Annotated in this window: 18 protein-coding genes and 1 tRNA gene; all 19 read left to right on the top strand. The window is 63.2% G+C overall.

Annotated elements, in window-relative coordinates:
* Positions 1 to 43 precede the first annotated feature (43 nt).
* The 19 genes from ftsH to J2Y70_RS07170 all read left to right on the top strand — a co-directional run bounded on the left by ftsH (position 44) and on the right by J2Y70_RS07170 (position 23,954).
* Positions 44 to 1,978 carry an ATP-dependent zinc metalloprotease FtsH gene (ftsH, locus tag J2Y70_RS07080; RefSeq protein ID WP_309915182.1) on the top strand — a complete coding sequence of 645 codons (1,935 nt, stop codon included), beginning with the start codon at positions 44 to 46 and terminating at the stop codon, positions 1,976 to 1,978.
* A 341-nt stretch (positions 1,979 to 2,319) separates the two neighbouring features.
* The gene (folP, locus tag J2Y70_RS07085) at positions 2,320 to 3,219 is read left to right on the top strand and encodes a dihydropteroate synthase (RefSeq protein WP_309915185.1); all 900 of its coding nucleotides are present in this window, start codon (positions 2,320 to 2,322) and stop codon (positions 3,217 to 3,219) included.
* Entirely contained in the window at positions 3,219 to 4,169 is a 951-nt protein-coding gene (miaA, locus tag J2Y70_RS07090; protein ID WP_309915188.1) for a tRNA (adenosine(37)-N6)-dimethylallyltransferase MiaA, read from the top strand. Before folP ends, miaA begins: the two co-directional genes overlap by 1 nt.
* A 118-nt stretch (positions 4,170 to 4,287) precedes the next feature.
* Positions 4,288 to 4,563 carry an RNA chaperone Hfq gene (hfq, locus tag J2Y70_RS07095; RefSeq protein ID WP_009604477.1) on the top strand — a complete coding sequence of 92 codons (276 nt, stop codon included), beginning with the start codon at positions 4,288 to 4,290 and terminating at the stop codon, positions 4,561 to 4,563.
* A 26-nt stretch (positions 4,564 to 4,589) separates the two neighbouring features.
* Positions 4,590 to 5,915, top strand: coding sequence for a ribosome rescue GTPase HflX (gene hflX / locus J2Y70_RS07100; RefSeq protein WP_309915192.1), 1,326 nt, complete (start codon positions 4,590 to 4,592; stop codon positions 5,913 to 5,915).
* 360 nt (positions 5,916 to 6,275) lie between these two features.
* On the top strand, positions 6,276 to 6,770 hold the full coding sequence (locus J2Y70_RS07105) for a CinA family protein (protein ID WP_263398091.1): 495 nt from the start codon (positions 6,276 to 6,278) through the stop codon (positions 6,768 to 6,770).
* Between the two features lie 26 nt (positions 6,771 to 6,796).
* Positions 6,797 to 8,473 (top strand): AarF/UbiB family protein, encoded by a 1,677-nt coding sequence (locus J2Y70_RS07110; RefSeq protein ID WP_309916228.1) that lies wholly within the window; start codon positions 6,797 to 6,799, stop codon positions 8,471 to 8,473.
* 309 nt (positions 8,474 to 8,782) lie between these two features.
* Positions 8,783 to 9,418 (top strand): transcriptional repressor LexA, encoded by a 636-nt coding sequence (gene lexA, locus J2Y70_RS07115; RefSeq protein WP_263398092.1) that lies wholly within the window; start codon positions 8,783 to 8,785, stop codon positions 9,416 to 9,418.
* Positions 9,419 to 9,614: 196 nt separating this feature from the next.
* A complete protein-coding gene (gene recA / locus J2Y70_RS07120; RefSeq protein WP_263398093.1) occupies positions 9,615 to 10,664 on the top strand; it encodes a recombinase RecA in 1,050 nt (349 codons plus the stop codon).
* Between the two features lie 118 nt (positions 10,665 to 10,782).
* Complete coding sequence (gene recX, locus J2Y70_RS07125) at positions 10,783 to 11,277, top strand: recombination regulator RecX (protein ID WP_309915200.1); 495 nt, start codon at positions 10,783 to 10,785, stop codon at positions 11,275 to 11,277.
* Between the two features lie 106 nt (positions 11,278 to 11,383).
* Entirely contained in the window at positions 11,384 to 14,032 is a 2,649-nt protein-coding gene (gene alaS, locus J2Y70_RS07130; RefSeq protein ID WP_309915202.1) for an alanine--tRNA ligase, read from the top strand.
* Between the two features lie 133 nt (positions 14,033 to 14,165).
* Complete coding sequence (gene csrA / locus J2Y70_RS07135) at positions 14,166 to 14,378, top strand: carbon storage regulator CsrA (RefSeq protein WP_263109581.1); 213 nt, start codon at positions 14,166 to 14,168, stop codon at positions 14,376 to 14,378.
* 81 nt (positions 14,379 to 14,459) lie between these two features.
* A tRNA-Ser gene (locus tag J2Y70_RS07140) sits at positions 14,460 to 14,552 on the top strand.
* Positions 14,553 to 14,621: 69 nt separating this feature from the next.
* Complete coding sequence (locus J2Y70_RS07145) at positions 14,622 to 16,091, top strand: site-specific integrase (RefSeq protein ID WP_309915207.1); 1,470 nt, start codon at positions 14,622 to 14,624, stop codon at positions 16,089 to 16,091.
* Between the two features lie 22 nt (positions 16,092 to 16,113).
* Positions 16,114 to 16,641, top strand: a complete 528-nt coding sequence (locus tag J2Y70_RS07150; protein ID WP_309915210.1) for a hypothetical protein — start codon at positions 16,114 to 16,116, stop codon at positions 16,639 to 16,641.
* Between the two features lie 277 nt (positions 16,642 to 16,918).
* A complete protein-coding gene (locus J2Y70_RS07155) occupies positions 16,919 to 17,323 on the top strand; it encodes an H-NS family nucleoid-associated regulatory protein (RefSeq protein ID WP_309915213.1) in 405 nt (134 codons plus the stop codon).
* Between the two features lie 220 nt (positions 17,324 to 17,543).
* Positions 17,544 to 22,325, top strand: a complete 4,782-nt coding sequence (locus tag J2Y70_RS07160; protein ID WP_309915216.1) for an RHS repeat-associated core domain-containing protein — start codon at positions 17,544 to 17,546, stop codon at positions 22,323 to 22,325.
* 11 nt (positions 22,326 to 22,336) lie between these two features.
* Positions 22,337 to 23,185: a hypothetical protein gene (locus J2Y70_RS07165; RefSeq protein ID WP_309915219.1), complete on the top strand. Its 849-nt coding sequence runs from the start codon at positions 22,337 to 22,339 to the stop codon at positions 23,183 to 23,185.
* 436 nt (positions 23,186 to 23,621) lie between these two features.
* On the top strand, positions 23,622 to 23,954 hold the full coding sequence (locus tag J2Y70_RS07170) for a hypothetical protein (protein WP_309915222.1): 333 nt from the start codon (positions 23,622 to 23,624) through the stop codon (positions 23,952 to 23,954).
* Positions 23,955 to 23,987 lie beyond the last annotated feature (33 nt).

A 23,987-nucleotide genomic window follows, 5' to 3' on the forward strand; every position in this document is an offset into this window, starting at 1 on the left:
CACGCATCGAGAACGAGTTGAAGGGACACCGGAGCCAATGAGGATGAACGACTTGACCAAGAATCTGTTGCTGTGGGTAGTCGTCGCCGTCGTGCTGATGGTGGTGTTCAACAGCTTCTCACCGCGCCTGGCCGGCGGCGCCGGCAACGACACCGTGACTTACACCCAGTTCCTCAAGGAAGTGGATTCCGGGCGGGTGAAGTCGGTCGACTTCACCGACGACACCGGGCTGTCGGTCACGGCGATCCGCTTCAAGCGTAGCGACAACAGCGAGAGCACGGTCTACGGTCCGCGCGACGACAAGCTGGTCGACGTGCTGTACAGCAAGAACGTGGAGATGACCCGGCAGAAGCCGGCCAACGGCCCGAGCTTCTGGTCGCTGGTACTGAACTTCCTGCCGGTCATCCTGATCATCGGCTTCTGGCTGTTCATCATGCGCCAGATGCAGGGCGGCGGCGGCGGCGCCAAGGGCGCGATGTCGTTCGGCAAATCGCGCGCCAAGCTGCAGGGCGAGGACCAGATCAAGATCACCTTCGCCGACGTCGCCGGCTGCGACGAGGCCAAGGAAGAGGTCGGCGAGCTGGTCGACTTCCTGCGCGATCCGACCAAGTTCACCAAGCTCGGCGGCAAGATCCCGCGCGGCGTGTTGATGGTCGGTCCGCCCGGTACCGGCAAGACGCTGCTGGCCAAGGCCATCGCCGGCGAGGCCAAGGTGCCGTTCTTCAGCATTTCCGGCTCGGATTTCGTCGAGATGTTCGTCGGCGTCGGCGCCAGCCGCGTGCGCGACATGTTCGAGCAGGCCAAGAAGCACGCGCCGTGCATCATCTTCATCGACGAGATCGATGCGGTCGGCCGTCACCGCGGCGCCGGCCTGGGCGGCGGTCACGACGAGCGCGAGCAGACCCTGAACCAGTTGCTGGTGGAAATGGATGGGTTCGAGGGCGGCGAAGGCGTGATCGTGATCGCCGCGACCAACCGTCCGGACGTGCTGGACCCGGCGCTGCTGCGCCCGGGCCGTTTCGACCGCCAGGTGGTGGTCGGCCTGCCGGACGTGCGCGGCCGCGAGCAGATCCTGAAGGTGCACATGCGCAAGCTGCCGCTGGCCGACGACGTCGAGCCGATGGTGATCGCGCGCGGCACCCCGGGTTTCTCCGGCGCCGACCTGGCCAACCTGTGCAACGAGGCGGCGCTGTTCGCCGCGCGCGAGACGGTCAAGGAAGTCCGCATGGACCACTTCGACCGCGCCCGCGACAAGATCCTGATGGGCGCCGAGCGCCGCTCGATGGCGATGAGCGAGGAAGAGAAGACGCTGACCGCCTACCACGAGGCCGGCCATGCGATCGTCGGCCGCTTGGTGCCGGAGCACGATCCGGTCTACAAGGTCACGATCATTCCGCGCGGGCGTGCGCTGGGCGTGACCATGTACCTGCCGGAAGGCGACAAGTACTCGATCAACCGCGTCGCGATCCAGTCGCAGCTGTGCTCGCTGTACGGCGGCCGCGTCGCCGAAGAGCTGATCTTCGGCACCGACAAGGTCACCACCGGTGCCTCCAACGACATCGAGCGCGCGACCAAGATGGCGCGCAACATGGTCACCAAGTGGGGCCTGTCCGACGAGCTGGGGCCGATCGCCTACGGCGAGGAAGACGACGAGGTGTTCCTGGGGCGCTCGGTCACCCAACACAAGAGCGTGTCCGACGACACCGCGCGGCGCATCGACGAAGTGGTGCGTTCGATCCTCGACAAGGCCTATGCGAAGACCACGCAGATCCTGACCGAGAATCTCGACAAGCTGCATGTGATGGCCAACCTGCTGCTGGAGTACGAGACCATCGACGTGCCGCAGATCGACGCGATCATGGAAGGCCGCGATCCGCCGCCGCCGGTGGGCTGGAGCAAGTCCGGCAAGGACGGCGGCAACGACAAGGGCAATTCGCGGCCGCTGCCGCCGATCGCCGGGCCGGCCGAGCAACTTTAAGCGCGATCAGGTCCGTCCGAAAAAAGCCAGGGAGCGATCCCTGGCTTTTTTGTTGTCTGCTTTTGCACCTCTAGCGGTGCAGGGTGGGCAGCCGGCGTAGGGATAGCATCGCTCCGGCCGATCTTTTGGCGCATCCCGGCCGCCGGTCGTCGTAGGCGCTGCGACTGGGCGACAATGGCGTTCCGTTATCACTGTCCGCCTATGCCATCGCTCGCTTGTCCTTCGCTGCCGCCGCTTGCCAACGCCGCGGTCGCCACGACGCTCCGCGCTGCTGCGCCGGTGGCAAGCAAGGACACGCACAGCATCCCCGTGCATCGCGGCAACCACCAGGAGCACTGCTGATGTTCGACACTTCGCCGAGCCTGGATTGCGGCGGACGCCGCCTGCTGCTGGATCGCCCGCGGGTGATGGGCATCGTCAACGTCACCCCCGACTCGTTCTCCGACGGCGGCGCGCATGCGACGGTGGAGGCCGCGGTCGCGCACGGGCTGCGCCTGGCGGAGGAGGGCGCCGACCTGCTCGACATCGGCGGCGAATCGACCCGCCCCGGCGCCACCCCGGTGCCGGTGGAAGAGGAATTGCGGCGGGTCATCCCGGTGATCGAGCGGCTGGCGGCGCAGACCGCGTTGCCGTTGAGCGTGGACACCTTTAAGCCGGAGGTGATGCGTGCGGCGGTCGCCGCCGGCGCCGGCATGATCAACGACGTCCAGGCCCTGCGCCAGCCCGGCGCGCTGGACGCGGCGGCGCAGCTGCAGGTGCCGGTGGTGCTGATGCACATGCCCGAGGATGCCTACGCCGCGGGCAGCGCGCCGCACTACGACGACGTGGTCGGCGAGGTGCACCGGTTCCTGGCCGAGCGCATCTTCGCCGCGGAAATGGCCGGTATCGACAAGCGCCGCTTGCTGGTCGATCCGGGCTTCGGCTTCGGCAAGGGCACCGCCGACAATCTGCAACTGCTGGCGCAGCTGTCGCGCCTGGTCGAACTCGGCGTGCCGGTCATGGCCGGGCTGTCGCGCAAGCGCAGCATCGGCGAGCTGACCGGACGCACCGCGCCGGAGCAGCGCGTGGCCGGGTCGGTGGCGGCGCACCTGCTGGCGGCGCAGCGCGGCGCGCTGCTGCTGCGCGTGCACGACGTCGCCGCCACGGTGGACGCATTGAAGGTCTGGCAGGCGCTGGCGGCGGTGCCGCTGCCGCGCGCCGGCGCCGCGCCCGCCGCGATCCGCTGGCCGGACGAGGACTGATGGCGGCGGACCGGCGCCCGCGCGCGATCGCGCTGATGGGCCCGACCGCGTCCGGCAAGACCGCCGCGGCGATCGCCCTGGCCGAGCGCTACGGCGGCGAGATCGTCAGCGTCGATTCGGCGCTGGTGTACCGCGGCTTGAGCATCGGCGCGGCCAAGCCCGATGCGCAGCAGTTGGCGCGGGTGCCGCACCATCTGCTGGACCTGCGCGATCCGTGGCAACCGTATTCGGCCGCCGAGTTCGCGGTGGACGCGCGCGCGGCGCTGGATGCGATCGTCGCCCGCGGCCGTCTGCCGATCCTGGCCGGTGGCACTGGGCTGTATTTCCGGGCGCTGCTGGAAGGCCTGGCGCCGATGCCGCCTGCCGATCCACAGCTGCGCGCGGCGCTGGCCGCACGCGGACAGGCCGAAGGCTGGGCGGCGCTGCATGCGCAGCTGCAGCAGGTCGATCCGCTGGCCGCGCAGCGGATCCGGCCCGGCGATGCCCAGCGCATCCAGCGTGCGCTGGAGGTATTCCAGCTCAGCGGCCGCCCGATCAGCGAATGGCAGGCGCAGCCGGGGCCGCCGCGGCTGCCGTTGCGGGTGCTGAAGCTGGTGCTGGCGCCAACCGAGCGCGCGCTGCTGCACCGGCGCATCGAACTGCGCTTCGACGCGATGCTGATGCAAGGTTTCCTCGACGAGGTACGCACGCTGCGCGCGCTGCCGGCGATGCGCCAGGCGGCGCAGCCGCTGGAGCTGCCGGCGGTGCGCGCGGTCGGCTATCGCCAGGCCTGGGAACACCTGGACGGCGCCAGCGATGCGGCGACGTTCCGCGAGCGCGCGATCTTCGCCACCCGCCAGCTGGCCAAGCGGCAGCTGACCTGGCTGCGCGGGGAGCTGGACGCGCGCTGGTTCGACCCCGAACGCGACGGCGCGCGTCTGGATGGGGCGGTGGCGGACTTTCTTGGCTGATTGGCTACGCGCCGCGCTGTGCTTGTGCCCGCGGTTGTGTAACATCGGCGGTCCGGGCCACGGCAGGGGAGCTGCAGTGCCGACCCGGGCACATAAAAACTATAAACGGGAGTGAAGCATGTCCAAGGGGCAATCCTTGCAGGATCCTTTCCTGAACGCGCTGCGTCGCGAACGGGTGCCGGTTTCGGTGTACCTGGTCAACGGCATCAAGCTGCAGGGTACCATCGAGTCCTTCGACCAGTTCGTGGTGCTGTTGCGCAATACCGTGAGCCAGATGGTCTACAAACACGCCATTTCCACCGTGGTGCCCGCGCGCAACGTGCGCGTCGGACCGGGCGGTGGCTATGTGCAGCAGAACGAGGGTGGCAGTGCGGAAGATGACGAAGCCGAGTAGCACGCAGTTGAAGAACGGAGCCGCGGGTGTTTGACCGTTCCCGCCGCGGCGAGCATGCATTGCTGATCCAGCCCTACGCGGGAGGGCCGTTGGAGGACGACGTGCTGGAGGAGTTCGCCGATCTGGCGCGCTCCGCCGGTGCCACGATCGCCGCCACGCTGACCGCGCGCATCGACAAGCCGAGCCCGTCGACGCTGATCGGCAGCGGCAAGCTGGAAGAGGTCAAGGCCGCGGCCGAGGCCACCGGTGCCGACCTGATCCTGGTCAATCACGCACTGAGCCCGGGCCAGGAGCGCAATCTGGAGAAATACCTGGAGCGGCGGGTGATCGACCGCACCGGGTTGATCCTGGACATCTTCGCGCAGCGCGCGCGCAGCCACGAGGGCAAGCTGCAGGTCGAGCTGGCGCAGCTGCGGCACATGGCCACGCGGCTGATACGCGGCTGGACCCACCTGGAGCGCCAGCGCGGCGGTTCGATCGGCCTGCGCGGCCCCGGCGAAACCCAGCTGGAAACCGACCGCCGCCTGCTGCAGAAGCGGGTCGAGCAGCTGCAGAAGCGGCTGGAAAAGGTCGAGGTGCAGCACACTCAGATGCGCCGTGCGCGGGTGCGCAGCGAACTGCCGCGGATCGCGGTGGTCGGCTATACCAACGCCGGCAAGTCGACCCTGTTCAATGCGATGACCGGCGCCGAGGCCTACGCTGCGGACCAGCTGTTCGCGACGCTGGACCCGACCGTGCGCCGCATCGCGCTGCCCGGCGGCAATGCGATGCTGGCCGATACCGTCGGCTTCGTGCGCAACCTGCCGCACGAACTGGTCGCCGCGTTCCGTTCGACCCTGTCCGAAGCGCGCGAAGCCGACTTCCTGCTGCATGTGGTCGATGCGGCCGACCCGCTGCGCGAGGAGCGCATCGCCCAGGTTGACGAGGTGCTGCACGCGGTCGGTGCCGGCGATCTGCCGCAGCTGCTGGTGTTCAACAAGATCGACCGCATCGAAGGCGCCGACGTGCGCCACGACGCGCAGGACGGCGTGCCCGACGCCGCGCGCCGCGAGCGCGTCTGGATCTCGGCGCGCGACGGACGCGGCCTGGACTTGCTGCAGAGCGTGCTCGGCCAGCGCCTGGGCCTGCAGCACGTGCAGGGCAGCCTGCGCCTGCCGTCCAGCGCCGGCCGCCTGCGCTCGCAACTGCACCAGTTGCAGGTGATCCGCAGCGAGCAGGCCGACGAGGACGGTTGGCTGCTGCAGGTGGACATCCCGATCACCGAGGCCGAACGTCTGGCCGCCAGCGCCGATGGAGCGCCGATCCGCGCGCTGCTGCCGCCGCGCGAGGAAGAGGAGTGGCAGCAGCGTTAGTCGCCGCGTGCGGATGACGTTGTCGCCAACTCGCAGAGGTGCATCTTCGGCTCGGTTGTTTACAGCTTGCGCAAGTTCTGTAGGAGCGGCTTCAGCCGCGACAGGCCGTACCGGTAGCGCCGGTCGCGGCTGAAGCCGCTCCTGCAGTGGCGTTCTCTCAATCGGAACGTCGCTGTTTTTCTTCGCTGCGCCGCGAAGACAACGCTGGCGCAGCCATGCCGGCGAGGTTGTATCTGACCCACAAGCGGCAGACACTCGACTTGCGCGCCATCGCTGAAGCCACGCATGGCCTCGCACCGCGCAGGCGCGACAGCCGTAGCGAATTGGGCTACAAAGCGCATTGGTTTCCCGAGCAGCGCCATGAACGTCCCCACCGATTCGCAACTCCTGCAGCTCGCCACTGCGCTCAGCGACCAGCTGCGCACCACGCGCGAGCGCCTGGTCACCGCCGAGAGCTGCAGCGGCGGCTGGATCGCCAAGGCGATGACCGATATCTCCGGCTCCTCGGACTGGTTCGACTGCGGCATGGTCGCCTACAGCTACGAAGCCAAGCAGGCGTTGCTCGGCGTGCGTCCGCAGACGCTGGAACACCATGGCGCGGTCAGCCGCGAGACGGTGATCGAGATGGTGTCCGGCGCGCTGGTCAATTCGGGCGCCAGCATCGCGGTGGCGGTGACCGGCATCGCCGGTCCCGGCGGCGGCTCCGCCGACAAACCGGTCGGCACCGTGTGGGTGGGCTGGAAGCGGCGCGGCGGCTACGCCAGCGCGCAGCTGTTCCATTTCGATGGCGATCGCGACGCGGTGCGCCGGCAGACCGTCGCCGCGGCGCTGCGCGGACTCGGCGCGCTGCTGTGAGCGCCGGCGGCTAGATGGCGACCGCGATGTGGGAAGCGCTGAGCACGGTCCGCGACCTGGGGCGATTGCAGGAAATCGCCTCGGTGCTGATCCGCTACGGATTCGGCGACGTGGTCCGCCGCATCGGCATGGCCGACGTGCTGGAGCGCGCCGGGCGCCTGCTGCACTGGCACAACGCCGAGGAGATGCTGCGCATGTCCGCGCCGCAGCGGGTGCGACGCGCGCTGCAGGACCTCGGCCCGACCTTCGTCAAGCTCGGCCAGGTGCTGGCCACGCGCGTGGACCTGCTGCCGCCGGAGTGGATCGACGAACTCGGCGAATTGCAGAACGCGGCGCCCGCGCTGCCCTACGAACAGATCCTGCCGCAGCTGATCGAAGCGTTGGGCGAAGCGCCGTCGGCGATCTTCGCCCAGGTCGAGGAAGCGCCGCTGGCCGCCGCCTCGCTGGCGCAGACCCACCGCGCCTGGCTGCACGACGGCACGCCGGTGGTGATGAAGGTGCGCCGCCCCGGCATCCGCGACGTGATCGAGGCCGATCTGCGGCTGCTGGCGCGGCTGGCGGAGATCGTCGAGGCGCGTGCGGCCGACCTCAAGCGCTACCACCCGGCGGAGGTGGTGCACCAGTTCACCCTGTCGCTGCGGCGCGAGCTGGACTTCGCCGGCGAATGCCGCAATGCCGAGCGCATCGCCGCCAATTTCCAGGGCCACGACGAGATCGTGATCCCGCGCGTGCACTGGCAGTGGACCTGCGAAACCCTCAACGTGCAGGACTTCGTCGCCGGCATCGGCGGGCGCGATCTGGCCGGGGTCGACGCCGCCAGCCTGGACCGGCGCCGGCTGGCGCGCGTCGGTGCCGACATCGTGCTGAAGATGGTGCTCGAGGACGGCTGCTTCCATGCCGATCCGCACCCCGGCAACATCTTCTACCTGCCCGGCGAGCGCATCGCGGTGATCGATTTCGGCATGGTCGGGCGCATCTCCGAGCAGCGCCGCTACCAGGTCGTGCAACTGCTGCACGGGCTGGTCACGCAGGAGGCCGAGTCGGTCGCCGACGTGCTGCTGGAATGGACCGACGGCGACGTCGAGATCGACGAGGCGCGGCTGCAGCTGGAGATCACCGGGTTCGTCGACCAGTACCGCGGCGTGCCGCTGAAGGAACTGCGGATCGGCGCGATGCTCGGCGACGTCACCGCGATCCTGCGCCAGCACGCGCTGGCGCTGCCGGCCGACCTGGCGCTGATGATCAAGACCTTCCTGACCCTGGAGGGAGTAGGGCGCCAACTCGATCCGGACTTCGACATGGCCGGCGCCGCGGCGCCGTACCTGGAACGGGTGATGCTGCAGCGCTTCGCCCCGCGCGCGATGGCCAAGCGCGGCCGCCGCACCGTGCTCGGCGCGCTGGAACTGCTCGGCGACCTTCCGCGCGATACCCGCCGTCTGCTGCAGGCGGCGCGGCGCGGGCGGCTGCAGCTAAACGTCGAAACCACCTCGCTGAAGGGTTTCGGCGACCAGGTCAACCGTGCCGCCAACCGGCTGACCATGGGCATCGTCACCGCGGCATTGATCATCGGTTCGTCGATCGTGATGAACAGCGTCGGCGGCGTCTCCAGTCGCTGGTTGCTGGCGATCGGCGTGGGCGGCTTCATCGGCGCGGCGCTGTCGGGCGTATGGATCCTGATCTCGATCTGGCGCAGCGGCCGCTGAGCGGAGCGGGGTGCGCCGACGGGAGGGGCCGGTGCGGTGCGCGGCCGCGATGATCTCCGTGGCTGATGCCTGGTTGGTCGCGAGCGGCCGTCGATCCAGGATTTGCCGGCCATTGTGGGGCGCGTGGCTGCGTTTTCGGTTGATCCACACAGCCTGATCGCCGATCCAAACCTGGCCGGCGACGCCCGCCTCCGTTGAAGCGCGGCAGGTTCCACTCCTGCCGCTCGCCCGATCCGCTCTGTCGCCGGACGCCCTGCGCAGGCACACACCAGTTGCCCATTTCCGTTTTTAGTAGTATTACTACTAACCATGGAACTGACCGAAACCCAGCAAGCGATCCTCGACCTGATCGCCGAGCGCATCGAACACGACGGCGCACCGCCGTCGCAGACCGAGATCGCCCGCGCCTTCGGCTTCAAGGGCGTCCGCGCCGCCCAATACCATCTGGAAGCCCTCGAGCAGGCCGGCGCGATCCGTCGCATACCGGGCCAGGCGCGCGGGATCCGGCTGGTGACCGGCGCGGCCGCACCGGCGCCGGCGCCGCAGGTCGACAGCGCCGACATCCTGCGCCTGCCGGTGCTGGGGCGGGTCGCGGCCGGTCTGCCGATCGGGGCGGACATCGGCTCGGACGACTTCGTGGTGCTGGACCGGGTGTTCTTCTCGCCGGCGCCGGACTATCTGCTGAAGGTGCAGGGCGACTCCATGCGCGACGAAGGCATCTTCGACGGCGACCTGATCGGCGTGCACCGCACCCGCGACGCCCGCTCCGGGCAGATCGTGGTGGCGCGGATCGACGAGGAGATCACGGTCAAGCTGCTGAAGATCGGCAAGGACCGCATCCGCCTGCTGCCGCGCAACCCGGACTACGCACCGATCGAGGTCCTGCCCGACCAGGACTTCGCGATCGAAGGCCTGTATTGCGGGCTGCTGCGGCCCAACCGCTGAAATCCTTGCGCGAGCAAGGAATGCACTACACCGCCAGCCGGATTTTTCCGACCTGGTACATCGCCATTCGCCGCTGTCGTACACGGGCTCGGACGGATTATTTTTTCATCGCCGCACACCGTCTCAGCCTGTGCGATACCTGGCCGCTAAATTGAACCTACCCCGCAAATCACCCTCACCTCCGAAGGACACCAAAATGGACGAGAACAAGAAGCGCGCGCTCGCCGCTGCCCTGAGCCAGATCGAGAAGCAGTTCGGCAAGGGCTCAGTGATGCGGATGGGCGATCGCGTCATCGAAGCCGTGGAAGTGATTCCGACCGGCTCGCTGATGCTGGACATCGCGCTGGGCATTGGCGGCCTGCCGAAGGGCCGTGTGGTCGAGATCTACGGCCCGGAATCCTCGGGCAAGACCACGCTGACCCTGCAGGCCATCGCCGAGTGCCAGAAGAAGGGCGGCACCGCCGCGTTCATCGACGCCGAACATGCGCTGGACCCGATCTATGCGGCCAAGCTGGGCGTCAACGTCGACGAGCTGCTGCTGTCGCAGCCGGATACCGGCGAGCAGGCCCTGGAAATCGCCGACATGCTGGTGCGCTCGGGCTCGGTCGACATCGTCGTGGTCGACTCGGTCGCCGCGCTGACCCCGAAGGCCGAGATCGAAGGCGAGATGGGCGACCAACTGCCGGGCCTGCAGGCCCGCCTGATGAGTCAGGCGCTGCGCAAGCTGACCGGCAACATCAAGCGCTCCAACACGCTGGTGGTGTTCATCAACCAGCTGCGCATGAAGATCGGCGTGATGATGCCGGGCCAGAGCCCGGAAGTGACCACCGGCGGCAACGCGTTGAAGTTCTACGCCTCGGTGCGCCTGGACATCCGCCGCATCGGCGCGATCAAGAAGGGCGACGAGATCATCGGCAACCAGACCAAGATCAAGGTGGTCAAGAACAAGCTGGCGCCGCCGTTCAAGCAGGTCATCACCGAGATCCTGTACGGCGAAGGCATCAGTCGCGAAGGTGAGCTGATCGACATGGGCGTGGAAGCCAAACTGGTCGAGAAAGCCGGTGCCTGGTACAGCTACGGCAGCGAGCGCATCGGCCAGGGCAAGGACAATTCGCGCCAGTACCTACGCGACAACCCGCAGGTGGCGGCGAAGCTGGAAAGCGAGCTGCGCGAGAAGTTCCAGCCTACGGAAATCGCGCCGAGCGCGGCCGAAGCCGAGGATGCCGACGCCGACGCCGAGGCGTGATGGTCTTCTGCCGGGGGAGCGGTGGAGTCAGTGCCGCTCGTCTCCCTCGGCAGTCTTGAGCAAGCCAGGAGGGCAGGTGCCAAGGACGGCACATTGATGATCGTGGCGGTGAGCCTGCATGGGTGACGACGAACAAGCACAGCAACCGCGCCGGCGCCGCCGGCAGCCGGAACAGACGCCGCTGCAGAAGGCCTTGGGCCTGCTGGTGCGCCGCGAGCATTCGCGCAAGGAATTGACCCGCAAATTGCGGGTGCGCGGCGTGGAGCCGGACGCCGCTGCTGCTGCGGTGGAGCGCCTGGCGGGCGAGGGCTGGCAGGATGATGGCCGCTTCGCCGAACTGCTGGTGCGCAGCCGCGCCAATACCGGCTACGGGCCTTTGCACATTCGCGCCGAACTGGGCACCCACGGCCTGGACAGCGAGGCCGTCGCCACGGCGATGGCGGCATTCGAGGGCGATTGGACCGAAAACGCCCGCGATCTGGTGCAGCGGCGCTTCGGCGCGGCCGGGCCGGTGGACCTGCAGCAGCGGCGCAAGGCCGCCGATCTGCTGGCGCGGCGCGGTTTCGACGGCGACAGCATCCGCGCGGCCACGCGCTACGAGCCGGAGGACTGAGCGGGCTGGGCCTGCTAACCTTGGCGGATTGTCTTGTCCGGTTTCCGCACGCCCTCATCTTGAGGGGGTACGCCCGGAAATCCGTCCGCTCGTCTATAGCCAGCCCATGAACGCACCCGCCAAATTCTCCACCTCCCAGATCCGCAGCGACTTCCTCGAGTTCTTCAACGGGAAGGGCCATACCATCGTTCCGTCCGCGCCGCTGGTGCCGGGCAACGATCCGACGCTGCTGTTCACCAATTCCGGCATGGTGCAGTTCAAGGACGTGTTCCTTGGCGCCGAGAAGCGCAGCTATGTGCGCGCGGCCGACGTGCAGCGCTGCCTGCGCGCCGGCGGCAAGCACAACGACCTGGATTCGGTCGGTTATACCGCGCGCCACCACACCTTCTTCGAAATGCTGGGCAACTGGTCGTTCGGCGACTACTTCAAGAAAGAAGCCATCGCCTGGGCCTGGGAACTGTTGACCCAGGTCTGGAAGCTGCCCGCGGAACGCCTGCTGGTCACCGTCTACCACACCGACGAGCAGGCCTACGAGCTGTGGCGCGACATGATCGGGGTACCGCCGGAGCGGATCGTGCGCATCGGCGACAACAAGGGCGCGCCGTACGCCTCGGACAACTTCTGGCAGATGGCCGACACCGGCCCCTGCGGCCCGTGCACCGAGATCTTCTACGACCACGGCGCGCACCTCGCCGGCGGCCCCCCGGGCTCGCCGGACGAGGACGGCGACCGCTTCATCGAGATCTGGAACCTGGTGTTCATGCAGTTCGACCGCCAGCCCGACGGCACCCTGGTGCCGTTGCCGGCGCCGTGCGTGGATACCGGCATGGGCCTGGAGCGCCTGGCCGCGATCCTGCAGCACGTGCACAGCAACTACGAGATCGACCTGTTCCAGACGCTGATCCGCCATGCCTCCGAGCTGACCGGTATGGCCGACCTGGAGAACAAGTCGCTGCGCGTGATCGCCGATCATATCCGCGCCTGCTCGTTCCTGATCGTCGATGGCGTGCTGCCGTCCAACGAAGGCCGCGGCTACGTACTGCGCCGGATCATCCGCCGCGCCCTGCGCCATGGCTGGATGCTGGGCGTGCGCCAGCCGTTCTTCCACAAGATGGCGGCCACCCTGTCCGAGCTGATGGGCGAGGCGTATCCGGAACTGCCGGCGGCGCTGTCCACCGTGCAGCGGGCGCTGCAGGCCGAGGAGGAGCGCTTCGCCGAGACCCTCGACGCCGGCATGAAGATCTTCGACGAGATCGCCGCCCGCGCTAATGGCAGCATCCCCGGTGCGGACGCGTTCCGCCTGTACGACACCTATGGCTTCCCGGTGGACCTCACCGCGGATATCGCGCGCGAGCGCGGCATGGACGTGGACATGGCCGGTTTCGACAGCGCCATGGAGCGCCAGCGCGAGACTGCCCGCGCGGCCGGCAAGTTCGGCGGCGGCACCTCGCTGCCGGCCGACCTGGTGGCGCAGCTCGCGCCCACCGGCTTCCTCGGCTACGACGCCTTGCAGGCCGATGCGCTGAACGTGGTCGCGCTGTTGAAGGATGGGCGCCCGGTCGAGTCGATCGAGGCTGGCGATGCGGCGATCGTGCTGCTCGATCGCACCCCGTTCTACGCCGAATCCGGCGGCCAGGTCGGCGATCTGGGCCAGTTGAGCGCCGACGGCGTGCTGTTCCAGGTCGAGGAAACACAGAAGTTCGCCGGCCAGTTCCACGGCCATGTCGGCCAGCTGCGCAGCGGCCGCCTGCAGATCGGCGCGACGTTGTCGGCGCAGGTCGACAGCGACCGCCGCGGCGCCACCATCCTCAACCATTCCGCCACCCACCTGCTGCATGCCGCGTTGCGCGAAGTGCTGGGAACCCATGTGCAGCAGAAGGGGTCGCTGGTCGCCCCTGACCGGCTGCGCTTCGACTTCTCGCACTTCCAGCCGATGAGCGCCGAAGAGTTGGCGGTGATCGAGCGCAAGGTCAACGCGCAGGTGCGCGCCAACCATGCGGTCGAAGTGCATCACATGGGCATGCAGGAAGCGCTGGACTTCGGCGCGATGGCGCTGTTCGGCGAGAAGTACGGCGAGCGCGTGCGCGTGCTGCGGATGGGCGACTACTCCACCGAGCTGTGCGGCGGCACCCATGTGGCGCGCACCGGCGACATCGGCCTGTTCAAGATCACCAGCGAAGGCGGCGTGTCCGCCGGCGTGCGCCGCATCGAGGCGGTGACCGGGCAGGGCGCCCTGGACCATGTCGCGGCGGAAGAAGCCAAGCTGCGCGAGGCGGCCGAGCTGGTCGGCGGCAGCGCCGGCGACGTGGTCGACAAGATTCGCCAGTTGGGCGACAAGCACAAGCGCCTGGAGCGCGAACTGGAGGCACTGAAGGCCAAGCTGGCCTCCGGCGCCACCGCCGATCTGGCCGCCGCGGCGGTCGAGGTGGCGGGGGTGAAGGTGCTTGCGGTGCGCCTGGAAGGCTTTGATGCCAAGGCGTTGCGCGATGCGATGGACCGCCTGAAGCAGCAGCTGGGCGACAGCGTGATCGTGCTGGCCGGGGCCAGCGAGGGCAAGGCCGCCCTGGTCGCCGGGGTGAACGGCAGCCCAATGGGCCGGGTCAAGGCCGGGGAACTGCTGAGCCATATCGCCGGTCAGATCTCGGGCAAGGGCGGCGGCCGCCCGGATCTCGCCCAGGGTGGTGGCGAGGACGGGCCCGCCCTTGCCCTTGCGCTCGAGGGCGTACCCGACTGGGTCAAGCAACATCTCCCCTGAACACGAAGCCGCACTGCCTTGCTGGCAGGGCGCGGCTTCCCTTAACATCGATCTTCTTTTCCCTTTCGTTATGGGGCGCCCGAGTCGGACGCCGTACCGGTGGGAATCACCGGTTCCCTGGAGAATTTAAAACATGTTGATCCTGACTCGCCGGGTAGGCGAAACCTTGATGATCGGCGATTCGGTCACCGTGACGGTGCTTGGGGTCAAAGGCAATCAAGTGCGCATCGGCATCACCGCGCCGAAGGATGTGGCGGTGCATCGCGAAGAGATCTATCAGCGCATCCAGCGCGGCGATGAGCCGACCTCGCACGGCGGCGGCCATGGCGATCAATCTGCCGATTGATGCGTCGAAAGGGTTTACCTGAGACCCTACAAACCGTTATCCTTCGCGCCCGGTCGCGGAATATCCGCAACGCATGAATCCGGAGTGATGCCCGAGCGGCTGAAGGGGCTCCCCTGCTAAGGGAGTATAGGGTCAAAAGCTCTATCGAGGGTTCGAATCCCTCTCACTCCGCCAGTGTCAAGGAAACGCCCGCAAATCAATGGTTTGCGGGCGTTTTTATTTTCGACCACCTTGGACACTCGCTTGGACACTTCCATGCGAGTAGCGCACTACCTCACCCGCGGCGAGACCGGCCGCTACTACGTTCGTTTGCGCATTCCTGCGGATCTGCAGGCGCGCTTCGGCCGCAAGGTCGTCAAGCGCAGCACCGGCACGACGTGCGATCGCGCCGCGCTTGGCTACGCGTTGCTGCTGCAGCAGCGCTATGCTCGAGCCTTCGCAGCCATCAGGAACGGCAGCATGGGATCGGAGCTGGATGAGCTCTTGAGGAGCCTGGAGGGCACGTCGTCGCTCGAGCTGATCCTCAAGGACGTGAAGCTGCCGGGCGGGGCCTCGTTCGGTCAGGTGGAGATCAACGACGACAAGGACCTGTCGCTGTTCAAGCAACTGGCGGCGCAGCACTCGGTGCCCGCGCTGGCGCCATTCCCGCCGCGCAGGGTCGTCAAGCCCATCGGTGAGGCTCGCCCTGTCGGCCTGACCCTCGCAGATGCGCGCGACAAGTATCTGGTCAGCATCCAGGGCAAGAACACCGCCAAGACCATCGTTCAGAAAACCAGGGCCCTGAAGGACCTGGAGGCCTTCCTGGCGAGCCAGCGCAAGGGCAAGGGCAAGCAGCCGGTAATGCTGAAGGAACTGACGCGGACCGACTTCTCGGAGTGGTTCCTACATGAGACCGTGCAGAAGCGGGTCATCACCTACATCACCAACCGGTTCTCGGCCTGCGCAGATTTCATCAAGTGGGCGCAGACGGCCGGCCACTACCCCCAGGGCGACAACCCGGCTTCCGGGCACGCCTCCGTGCCCAAGCAGCTGAAGAAGCAGCGGGCGAAGAGCCATGGCTCGCAGGCATTCACCCCGGACCAGGTCAAGCGCATCTTCGACCCGGAGAACTTCAAGCAGTTGAAGGGCGACGCGGCGCGGTGGCTCCCGCTCATCCTGCTCTACACCGGCGCACGCTCCAACGAGGTGGCCCGGTTGGAGCTGGAGGACTGCCGAGAGGAGGACGGCATCCCCATCTTCCACTTCACCTGGATGGGCGAGGACAAAAGCCTTAAGACCGATGCCAGCGATCGGAAGACCCCCGTGCACCCGGACCTCATCAAGTTGGGCCTCTGGGAGCGTGTGGCGCGCCTGAAGGCCGCCGGCGAGACCAAGCTCTTCCCCGAACTCAGCTTCGACGCCAAGAACGGTCCGGCCGGCCGGACCCAGCACGCCTTCTCACGCTACCTGGTCAAGCTGGGCATCAAGGCGCGTGGAGGTGGCAGGGTGGGGCACCACAGCTTCCGGGACACCGTCATCGGCGCGCTGAAAGCCGCTGGGGTCCATCGAGAGATGCGGGAGGAATACACCGGGCATGAGCTGTCGGACCGGCAGGAGCATGCCCATGCGTATGAGACGGAGTTCAGTCCGAGGGCGCTGGCTGAGGCCTGCCATCCGGCGATGAATTGGTCCATTTCCCACGAGTTAAAATTGGAAGTATTAGGAAAATCATGATGACCAAGGCGCGAGGTGATTAATGAGTGGTAGCGGAAATGAAAAATGTGTAGGCCTGGAAATTAGAAAGATTGATACGTCGGGCGCTGCCACCTTTGATCAGTTTAGTTGCAATCAATGGATGGTGGCGCCTCACTCTCCCTTTCAAATCATAAAGCACTACCGTAAGTTGCAGTCAGGTGGGATGCTTACAGATTGGGACTGGGGCCAGAAGCTTGTAGATGATGAGGCTCAGGTTGATTTTGAGATATATGAGGGATTCGAAAGAGGAGTATTTGAAGAGTTGGTGAGTTTGGGGGTTGTAGATGCCTTGGCTGGAATTTCAGTGTATGAAGTTTTATTTTATGGGAAAAATGGAATCATATTTAAATCCCCAAGAAGGTTCCTTGTCCTGCAAAGCTCAAATTCAGTTGCTTTGTTTTCATGCTCTTCATTAAATCTGGCATGGAGCACGGCCTTGGCTTTGTCAACTGGCGCAATGATCCCCGCTGATGTTAAGAGGATTGGTAATCCGCTGCCGCCGAGGTTGGATTTGACTCCGAGGCGGTAGTCACCTTGCTTCCGACGGGCCAAATTCGAGGGATACTTCCGATTTGTTGGTCCTGCCACCTTGATGGGCGCAACGGGGCATCTCGATAAATATTGCTCTGCCACTGATGTATGCATACATCAGTGGCAGCGTCGGCCTCAGCTCTCGCTTGTTCAACAGGGAGCCTCGTTAAGGCAGCCAAGAAGGCGCGATTCCAGAACTCTTCGATTGTCATTGCAGCCATCTCTCAGTGCGGGTAGGCTTTAATAGATCGAATTTTGGCTTTGTCAAATTACCAATGACCCAATCGTCTCTCGCAACCATCTCCAGTGCTAAATCCAAGATCCAAGAGCAGCTCCGCAAGCTTGAAGAGCAGGAGCAGGCTCTCCGCCAAGAACAGGCCGCCGCCGCTGTCGCGGAAATCACGGGCCTGCTGAGCCAATACAGCGACTACTTCACCCCGAAGCAGAAGGCCGAGCTGGCGGTGGCCATTGGCGCCAGCAGCCCTGGCCGTGGCCGCAAGGCTGCCCCGACCCAGGCCAAGAAGGAAGTCGCCCCCAAGTATTGGCTGCCCCATACCCACGAGACCTGGAGCGGTCGTGGCCGTCCTCCGCGCGCCTTCACGGCTTGGGAGGGCACCGCGGCTTACAAGCAGTGGAAGGCTAGCCACCCGGACGAGAAGTTCCCGAAGTATCCGGGCTGATCTTCTCAGCAGGTGGTAGACGAAAAGCCCCGATCAGCTCGGGGTTTTTTTGCGGACAGGCTGTGTGGCGCTTCGTAATGCGACAATGGTCACTTGATCCTCGAGCGCGAGCGTGATAACACTAGAGGCGGTTAAGCCCGCCGAATGGCATGGATTGCTAGGAGCGCTGTTCTATCGATCTCAATTGATCGAACGGGGCACTTCGCAAAAAGGAGTTGCGATGAACAAGATCAAGAATGCGGCATTGACTGTCATTTCATTAATGCTTTTGCTTGTCGCTCAGACGGGCTTAGCGCAAGAGAGTGATCAGACTTTCACTCTTTATGATTTTAACGGACAGCAAGTTGGCATATACAAAACACAGCAAGAAGCTGAGGCGGCCATCTCGACTATTCCCGTGCCCGTATCATTTTATGATGGGATATTCTCTTATGTTAAAGAGATAAGGGGTGTTGAGGATGTGGGGCAAGGACTCATTAAGATCAATTATTGGATTGGGATAAAGCAACCCAATGATAAAGAATGGTCCTATCAGATGTCCAACTCTTGGCCAACTGAGCAGGAAGCACTGCAAGAGCAGCTGGATATAACATACTCCAATGAGCCGACGTGCCCATATCCGAGTATCCAGTTAACCAGTGACTGGTATATGACCGATTCTGATGGCACGAACGGAGGCCAGGCGCAGAACAAAGATTACACTTTGACACGTTACTCAGGAGAGGATTGCGAGCTGTGGCAAGATGACATGCAACTTGTGCGGACTAGATATTACGACTGTCCGCCGCAACAATACTTTACCAACTGGAAGAACGCGTTCGGCGGCTGCGTAAACGAATGGGCCGTCGCATCAATCGTCACCCAGAAATCCGAATGCCAAGCTGACAAAGGCGCGCCGAGTGCCCAGGTAGGCGACCCTTGCGATATCAAGACGGGGGAGCAAGTAGAGCAGGAGAGTGACGCAAGTTTGGCCTGGATCGACCTAACTCGATCCTACCACTCGGGCTACTCAACCCAGGCTGGCGCCTACGGTCCCGGCTGGTCGGACAGTCATAGATTAAGACTAAACGTAACCACAGCTAGCGCCGTCCTAGTCAATGGTGCGGGCTACACAACCACCTTCGCGCCAGTAGACAGCACGAGCTACTCTGCCACTGACGGAAGCGGAGATGTATTGGTCTCGTCGAGCACGGGCTGGGATCTGAGAAGGGCCTCGGGAGTTTATCAGTTTGACCAGAGTCGACGCTTGCAGTCGTTTGTCCAGGAAAACGGACAGACTCTCAATTACGAGTATGACCAATACTCGAGGCTCTGGAAGATCCACTCTGGGCAGGGTAGGTATATAGAATATAAGTATAGCGACGATTCGAGCGGTGCATTGATTACGTCGATCGAATCCTCGGGGGTGGTCTTGGCGACCTTCGTCTATGCGGATCGGATCCTCCAGTCGGTGTCATACCCCGACGGCAGCTCACGCGTCTACCACTATGAGGACAGCCGCTTCCCAGGCCATTTGACTGGAATCACCGACGAGTCTGGATCAAGAAAAAGCACATTCACCTATGATGCAAAGGGGCGCGCAATAAGCAGCAACCTGGCGGGCGGTGTCGGGGCGACCTCCATCACCTACACGCCAAGTGGTGCTCAGGTCACCAATGCGTTGGGTGAAGTTGAAACCTACGCAATTACCACGGTGGGAGGATCTCGGCAGATAACCTCGATCGCTGACTCGGCGGGAACGCGGGCATATTCATATTTCGGCACAAATAGCCCGAACGCGGGGCGCCTATCCTCATCGACTAGTCGATCGGGGATCGTGACCAACTATGAGTATTCGTCAGAGTCCGTAAATGGGACGAGCTACCGCTTGCAGAGCAGAACCGAGGCTGCGGGGACGCCGTCAGAGCGTGTTGTCGTCGAACGCATCATGGACCAGTCAAATCGCGTGGCGAGCGTGCAGGATGGTGGCGGGTCAACCGAATTCATCAGAAATGGCAGGCTCCAACTGATAGCGGCAAGCCAGATCGGTGCAGGCGGGGTGGGAGAAAGAACCACCATCTACTCCTACTGTGAGGCTGCGGATGTTGCAGCGGCTGGCAACTGCCCGCTTTTGGGGCTGCTCAAGGCGATTGATGGTCCGCGCCTCGATGTGAACGATGTCACGCAGTATCTCTACTATGCGTCCGACGATCCTTCTTGCTCGACCGGTGGTGCTTGCTCTTATCGCAAGGGCGATCTATGGAAGGTGGTCAATGCTCTGGGGCAAAGCACCGAGATGCTTTCTTACGACCCAATGGGGCGCGTGACATCAGCCAAAGACAGAAACGGGGTTGTGACATTCACAACGTATACGCCGAGAGGCAACATATCCTCCGTCACCGTTCGGGCCCAAGGCGCGGCGTCATCGTATGATCGGGTCACGCTATATGAGTATTGGCCAACCGGGGAAGTTAAGAAAATTACAAGCCCGGATGGCACTTGGAGAAAGTTCGACTACGACGCCGCTTGGCGCCTGATAAAGGTTACTGACAATTCCGGGGCACAGCTTGCCTACACATTGGACAACGATGGAAATCGTATCCAGGAGACCGTAACCGACAGCAACAACGTGGTGCGTCGTCAGAATTCCACGATCTACAACTCGTTGGGTCAGGCTGTGACCCAGGCAGATCATGATGGCAACGCCACCGAGTTGGGGTATGACGCAGAGGGGCGGCTGACCTCTACCACGTCGGCCTTGAACATAGTCGATGAACGGCACTACGATGCGTTAGGACGACTGACTCAGGCTGTAAAGGACGCGACGGGTCTTAATCAGAAAACAGACTACCATTACGATCCGTTGGGCAACCTGGACTCGGTGAAGGATCCCAACGGACTGACCACAACTTACTCGTTCAATACGCTGGGTGATTCTGTCGGACTTGAGAGCCCGGACACTGGCGTTACCACACATGGCGTAGATGCTGCGGGCAATAGGATTGAGACCACTGACGCGCGTGGAGTCGTTACAACCCGAACTTTTGATGCGCTCAACCGTCTGACCTCAGTAAAGGCCGGTAGCGACGCTTTAATCCAGTATGTGTATGACGAAGTGCAGAATAGCTGCGCTCAGGCGGAGACATTCGCCGTGGGAAGATTAAGTCGTATGCTGGACCAGAGTGGCGAGACGAAATACTGCTATAACAGTTTCGGAGACCTAGTGCGGACGTCTTTCACTGCAAGTGACGGCACGCTTCTTAGTTTCGTAGACGCCTACGACGCCACGGGAAGAATATCTTCGAGAACCTATCCAGACGGCTCAATCGTTAACTATGCCTACGGACCGCAGGGGCGTGTATCCGCGCTCAGTGTCGATATGCTCAGCTTCGGCGTGGAAACGCTGGTTGAGGATGTGACTTACGCGCCCTTCGGACCCGCTACCGGCTGGTCATACGGCAACGGCAGAGCTTTGTCGCGGACCTTTGACAGCAGTTATAGAGCGAAATCGATCAGGGACGCTGGGAACGGCGGCATTGACGTCGGCCTAAGCTATGACGCATCAGGACGCTTGGTTGGGCTTGGATATGCCGCCGGAACGGCGCAGCGCGCTACGCTGGACTACGATGGGGTAGGACGACTCGCGCACTTCCGAGACGGCGCGACGGGCGTTTCGATCGAGTCCTATTCTTATGACGCGGTTGGAAATCGTTCCGGGCTGTTAACAGCTGCCGGAAACCAGGCCTACTCGTATCAGGCAAACACCAATCGGCTATCGAGCATCGCTGGTCAGGCGCGGTCCTACGACAGCTCTGGTAACACGACTTCGATTGGGGGAACTTCGAAAGAGTTCATCTACAACGACGCTGGTCGGATGTCCGAATCCAAATCCGGCGGTGCCGTGCGTGGATCATACGTCTATAACGGGCATGGCCAGCAGGTGAAGCGCACCACTGCAAGTGGCGCAGTTCACCGGCTTTACGATCCTGCGGGTCATTGGCTAGGTGACTTCGATGGTGCCGGGCAAGCCATCCAGCAAGCGATCTGGCTTGACGACCAACCGGTTGGTCTGCTCCAAGGCAGCAGTGCTTCAACCAATCGTTTGAAGTATGTGGAGGCAGATCATCTCGGCTCCCCACGGGTCGTCATTGATCCTGCGCAGGATAAGGCGGTATGGAAGTGGGATTTGATGGGCGAGTCCTTTGGGGTGAGTCCTCCAAACGAAGATCCGGACATGGACGGGGCTGGATTTTCTCTGGACATGCGCTATCCGGGTCAGCTGTATGACTCCGCCAGTGGTCTTAATCAAAACGCATTTCGGGATTATGATCCGGTTAGCGGTCGTTACATTCAATCCGATCCAATAGGGCTAGATGGAGGTATTTCCACATTCAGCTATGCCGGTTCTCAGCCGTTTTCGGCGGCCGATCCGTTTGGGTTGGAGTGGGAGTGGGCGGGTGATGAGGTCCCCGGCTGGTGGAGTAAGCTGATGGTGGGGACAGCGGCTCATTATCTTTTTAGTGCAAAAGTCACTAGCATGGGATACGGTGCCAACGACACGTATTTGGGGACCTTTGGGAGCGGCCGCCCTGACGCTTATGATCCATTCAGCAAGACTGTCTTTGAGTTGAAGCCAATCTCGAATCGTGATAACGCAGAGCTGTACCGCCGGATAGCACAGCCTCAGATAGCTCGTTACTTGGAATCTGCGAACAGGCCCATCACAGACGAGAAGAGTAAGATGTGCACCGGCTGGACTGCCGGTCAGTCGACCAGCGGGCTCTTCAGCGAAGGCGAGTATCTTGGAACCATCCAGGTTGGCAGGGGATTTCTGCGTCAAGTCTATGAATTAAACCTCTATCACGACACGCACCCTGGTAATACTGGCTTGGTTTTTTATAGGGCGAAATTGGTGGATTACCCCTTGGGTCAAGAGATTGATCGTTCCTTGAGGGACATGAACAACGTCTCTCCTTGGTATGTGTTGCCCACACTCGGAAACCGGTTGTATCCGGAAAAATAAGAGATCTTCATTTGCAAATTTCAAACGAAAAGCTAAGCCTAGCTCCGATTGACGAAATTTTCGTCGATCGGGGATTTTCTAGTATTCAAGGTGAGATGGCTCTCGCGGCGACTATTTTTGGGCCCGATAGCTACCATAAATTTATTGAAAATCAGTCTTCTCCGGAACTTTTTGTTGCCGCTAAGGAACGGGATAATGAGCTTGGCTTTCGACTTGCGGAAGGGAAAGCCACTTCTCGGGATGAGGTGAATAAGGCTGTTAGGCTTATCTTGGATGATCCTATTCTCGATTTCTTGCGAAAGCGGAATTTGCTCATGCGTTTTTTTCCCGAACAATTCGGACAGATGCTATCTGCACATCTGCGGGGCTATCAAGAAAGCGTCGAACAAGAGGTTGAGAATCTCTGTGTCGTCACGCGTGGAACCGCTATCGATTTGACAGGAGGGGAATCGGTTATTGCGCGAAAGCAGATATTCAATGAGGTGGCGAGGGACGCCTTTGCGAAAATTGGGCTATCTGTTGCCGGCGAAAAGGATGGGTTGCTTCGCTTCTCTGGCGTAGGAAGCGATGGTGCCAAGATCTCGGCGCAGATGGAGCCTTCATCCCTCACTCGGATATACCTGACTTATATGTGGCCGACCATTCGATACTGGCCTTTAATGCAGTTTAGCTTGGTCTTCAAGAAGAGAGTTAAGGGTGAGAAGAAAGCGGCGATCATGATGCCGCCCGATGTCCAGTCACTGGCGGCGCTGCGTCTAGGCAAATACGAAGACAGTCACTCGCTAGAAATTGCTGTGCGCGCTTTGGCGTTATGGGTCGAGCTGGGGTTTTTCGGTGGCCCAGCCAAAAAGGATTGTTGACGTGATCAGAACTTTGAATCGTCCGGGGGGCCTAGAGGGGTAGGAGCGGACTGGCGATGCATGCTCAGCCAATGAAAGGGTCGTGCTTCTCAGGTTTTTCTGACGCCACTGTGCGAATTCACCTGATAGGTATTTAAAGCTCACCAATCCAAACTGGCCCCATCGTCCAGGCCACTTCACCCGCCATGGCTAGGGGGACGGAGGCCAGAACCTCCACTCAAGCGCCGACGATCAAAGGCCCCGCATGCGGGGCCTTTGCTTTTCGCGTGATCGGGATTGCGGCTTTCGAGATCGACCAGCGAGGCGCTGGAGGCAGCGACTTCGGGGTGCATTTGTCCAATCTTGTAGACGGTTTTTCCACGCCTTTGGGCGGTGCTTGCGGCTCCTTCGGCCCAGCAGTAGCGTCTATTAGGCCGCACACCTCAAGGATCGACCGATGAAAACCTTCTCCGGAATAGCTATCGGCGTGGCCATGATGGCCGCCGGGTTGTCCCCGCTCGCCAAGGCAGCGGAGCCTGCATTGAGCCCGGCCGACGTCATCGAGGGCATGGGGGAGCGCGTGCCGCCCGGCAAGGAAAACGTCAGCCTGTCGCCGCTGTTCAAGGCATACGTCTTCGAGAAAGCGGGGTTGAAATTTGTCCAGATCAACTCGCTTCAAGATGACGTCATCACGGTGATTGTCGTGACTCCTGGCGCCGAATCCCGCCTGCCGATCGGCTCAGCCGCGAAGCAGCCGCTGCTCGTGCTCAAGGGCGACGCGACCAGTTGAGCGGACGCTCCCGATTGAGCGGGTCTCTGTTTG

Source organism: Xanthomonas sp. 1678, assembly GCF_031455575.1.
In the GTDB taxonomy this organism is placed as follows: Bacteria; Pseudomonadota; Gammaproteobacteria; order Xanthomonadales; family Xanthomonadaceae; genus Xanthomonas_A.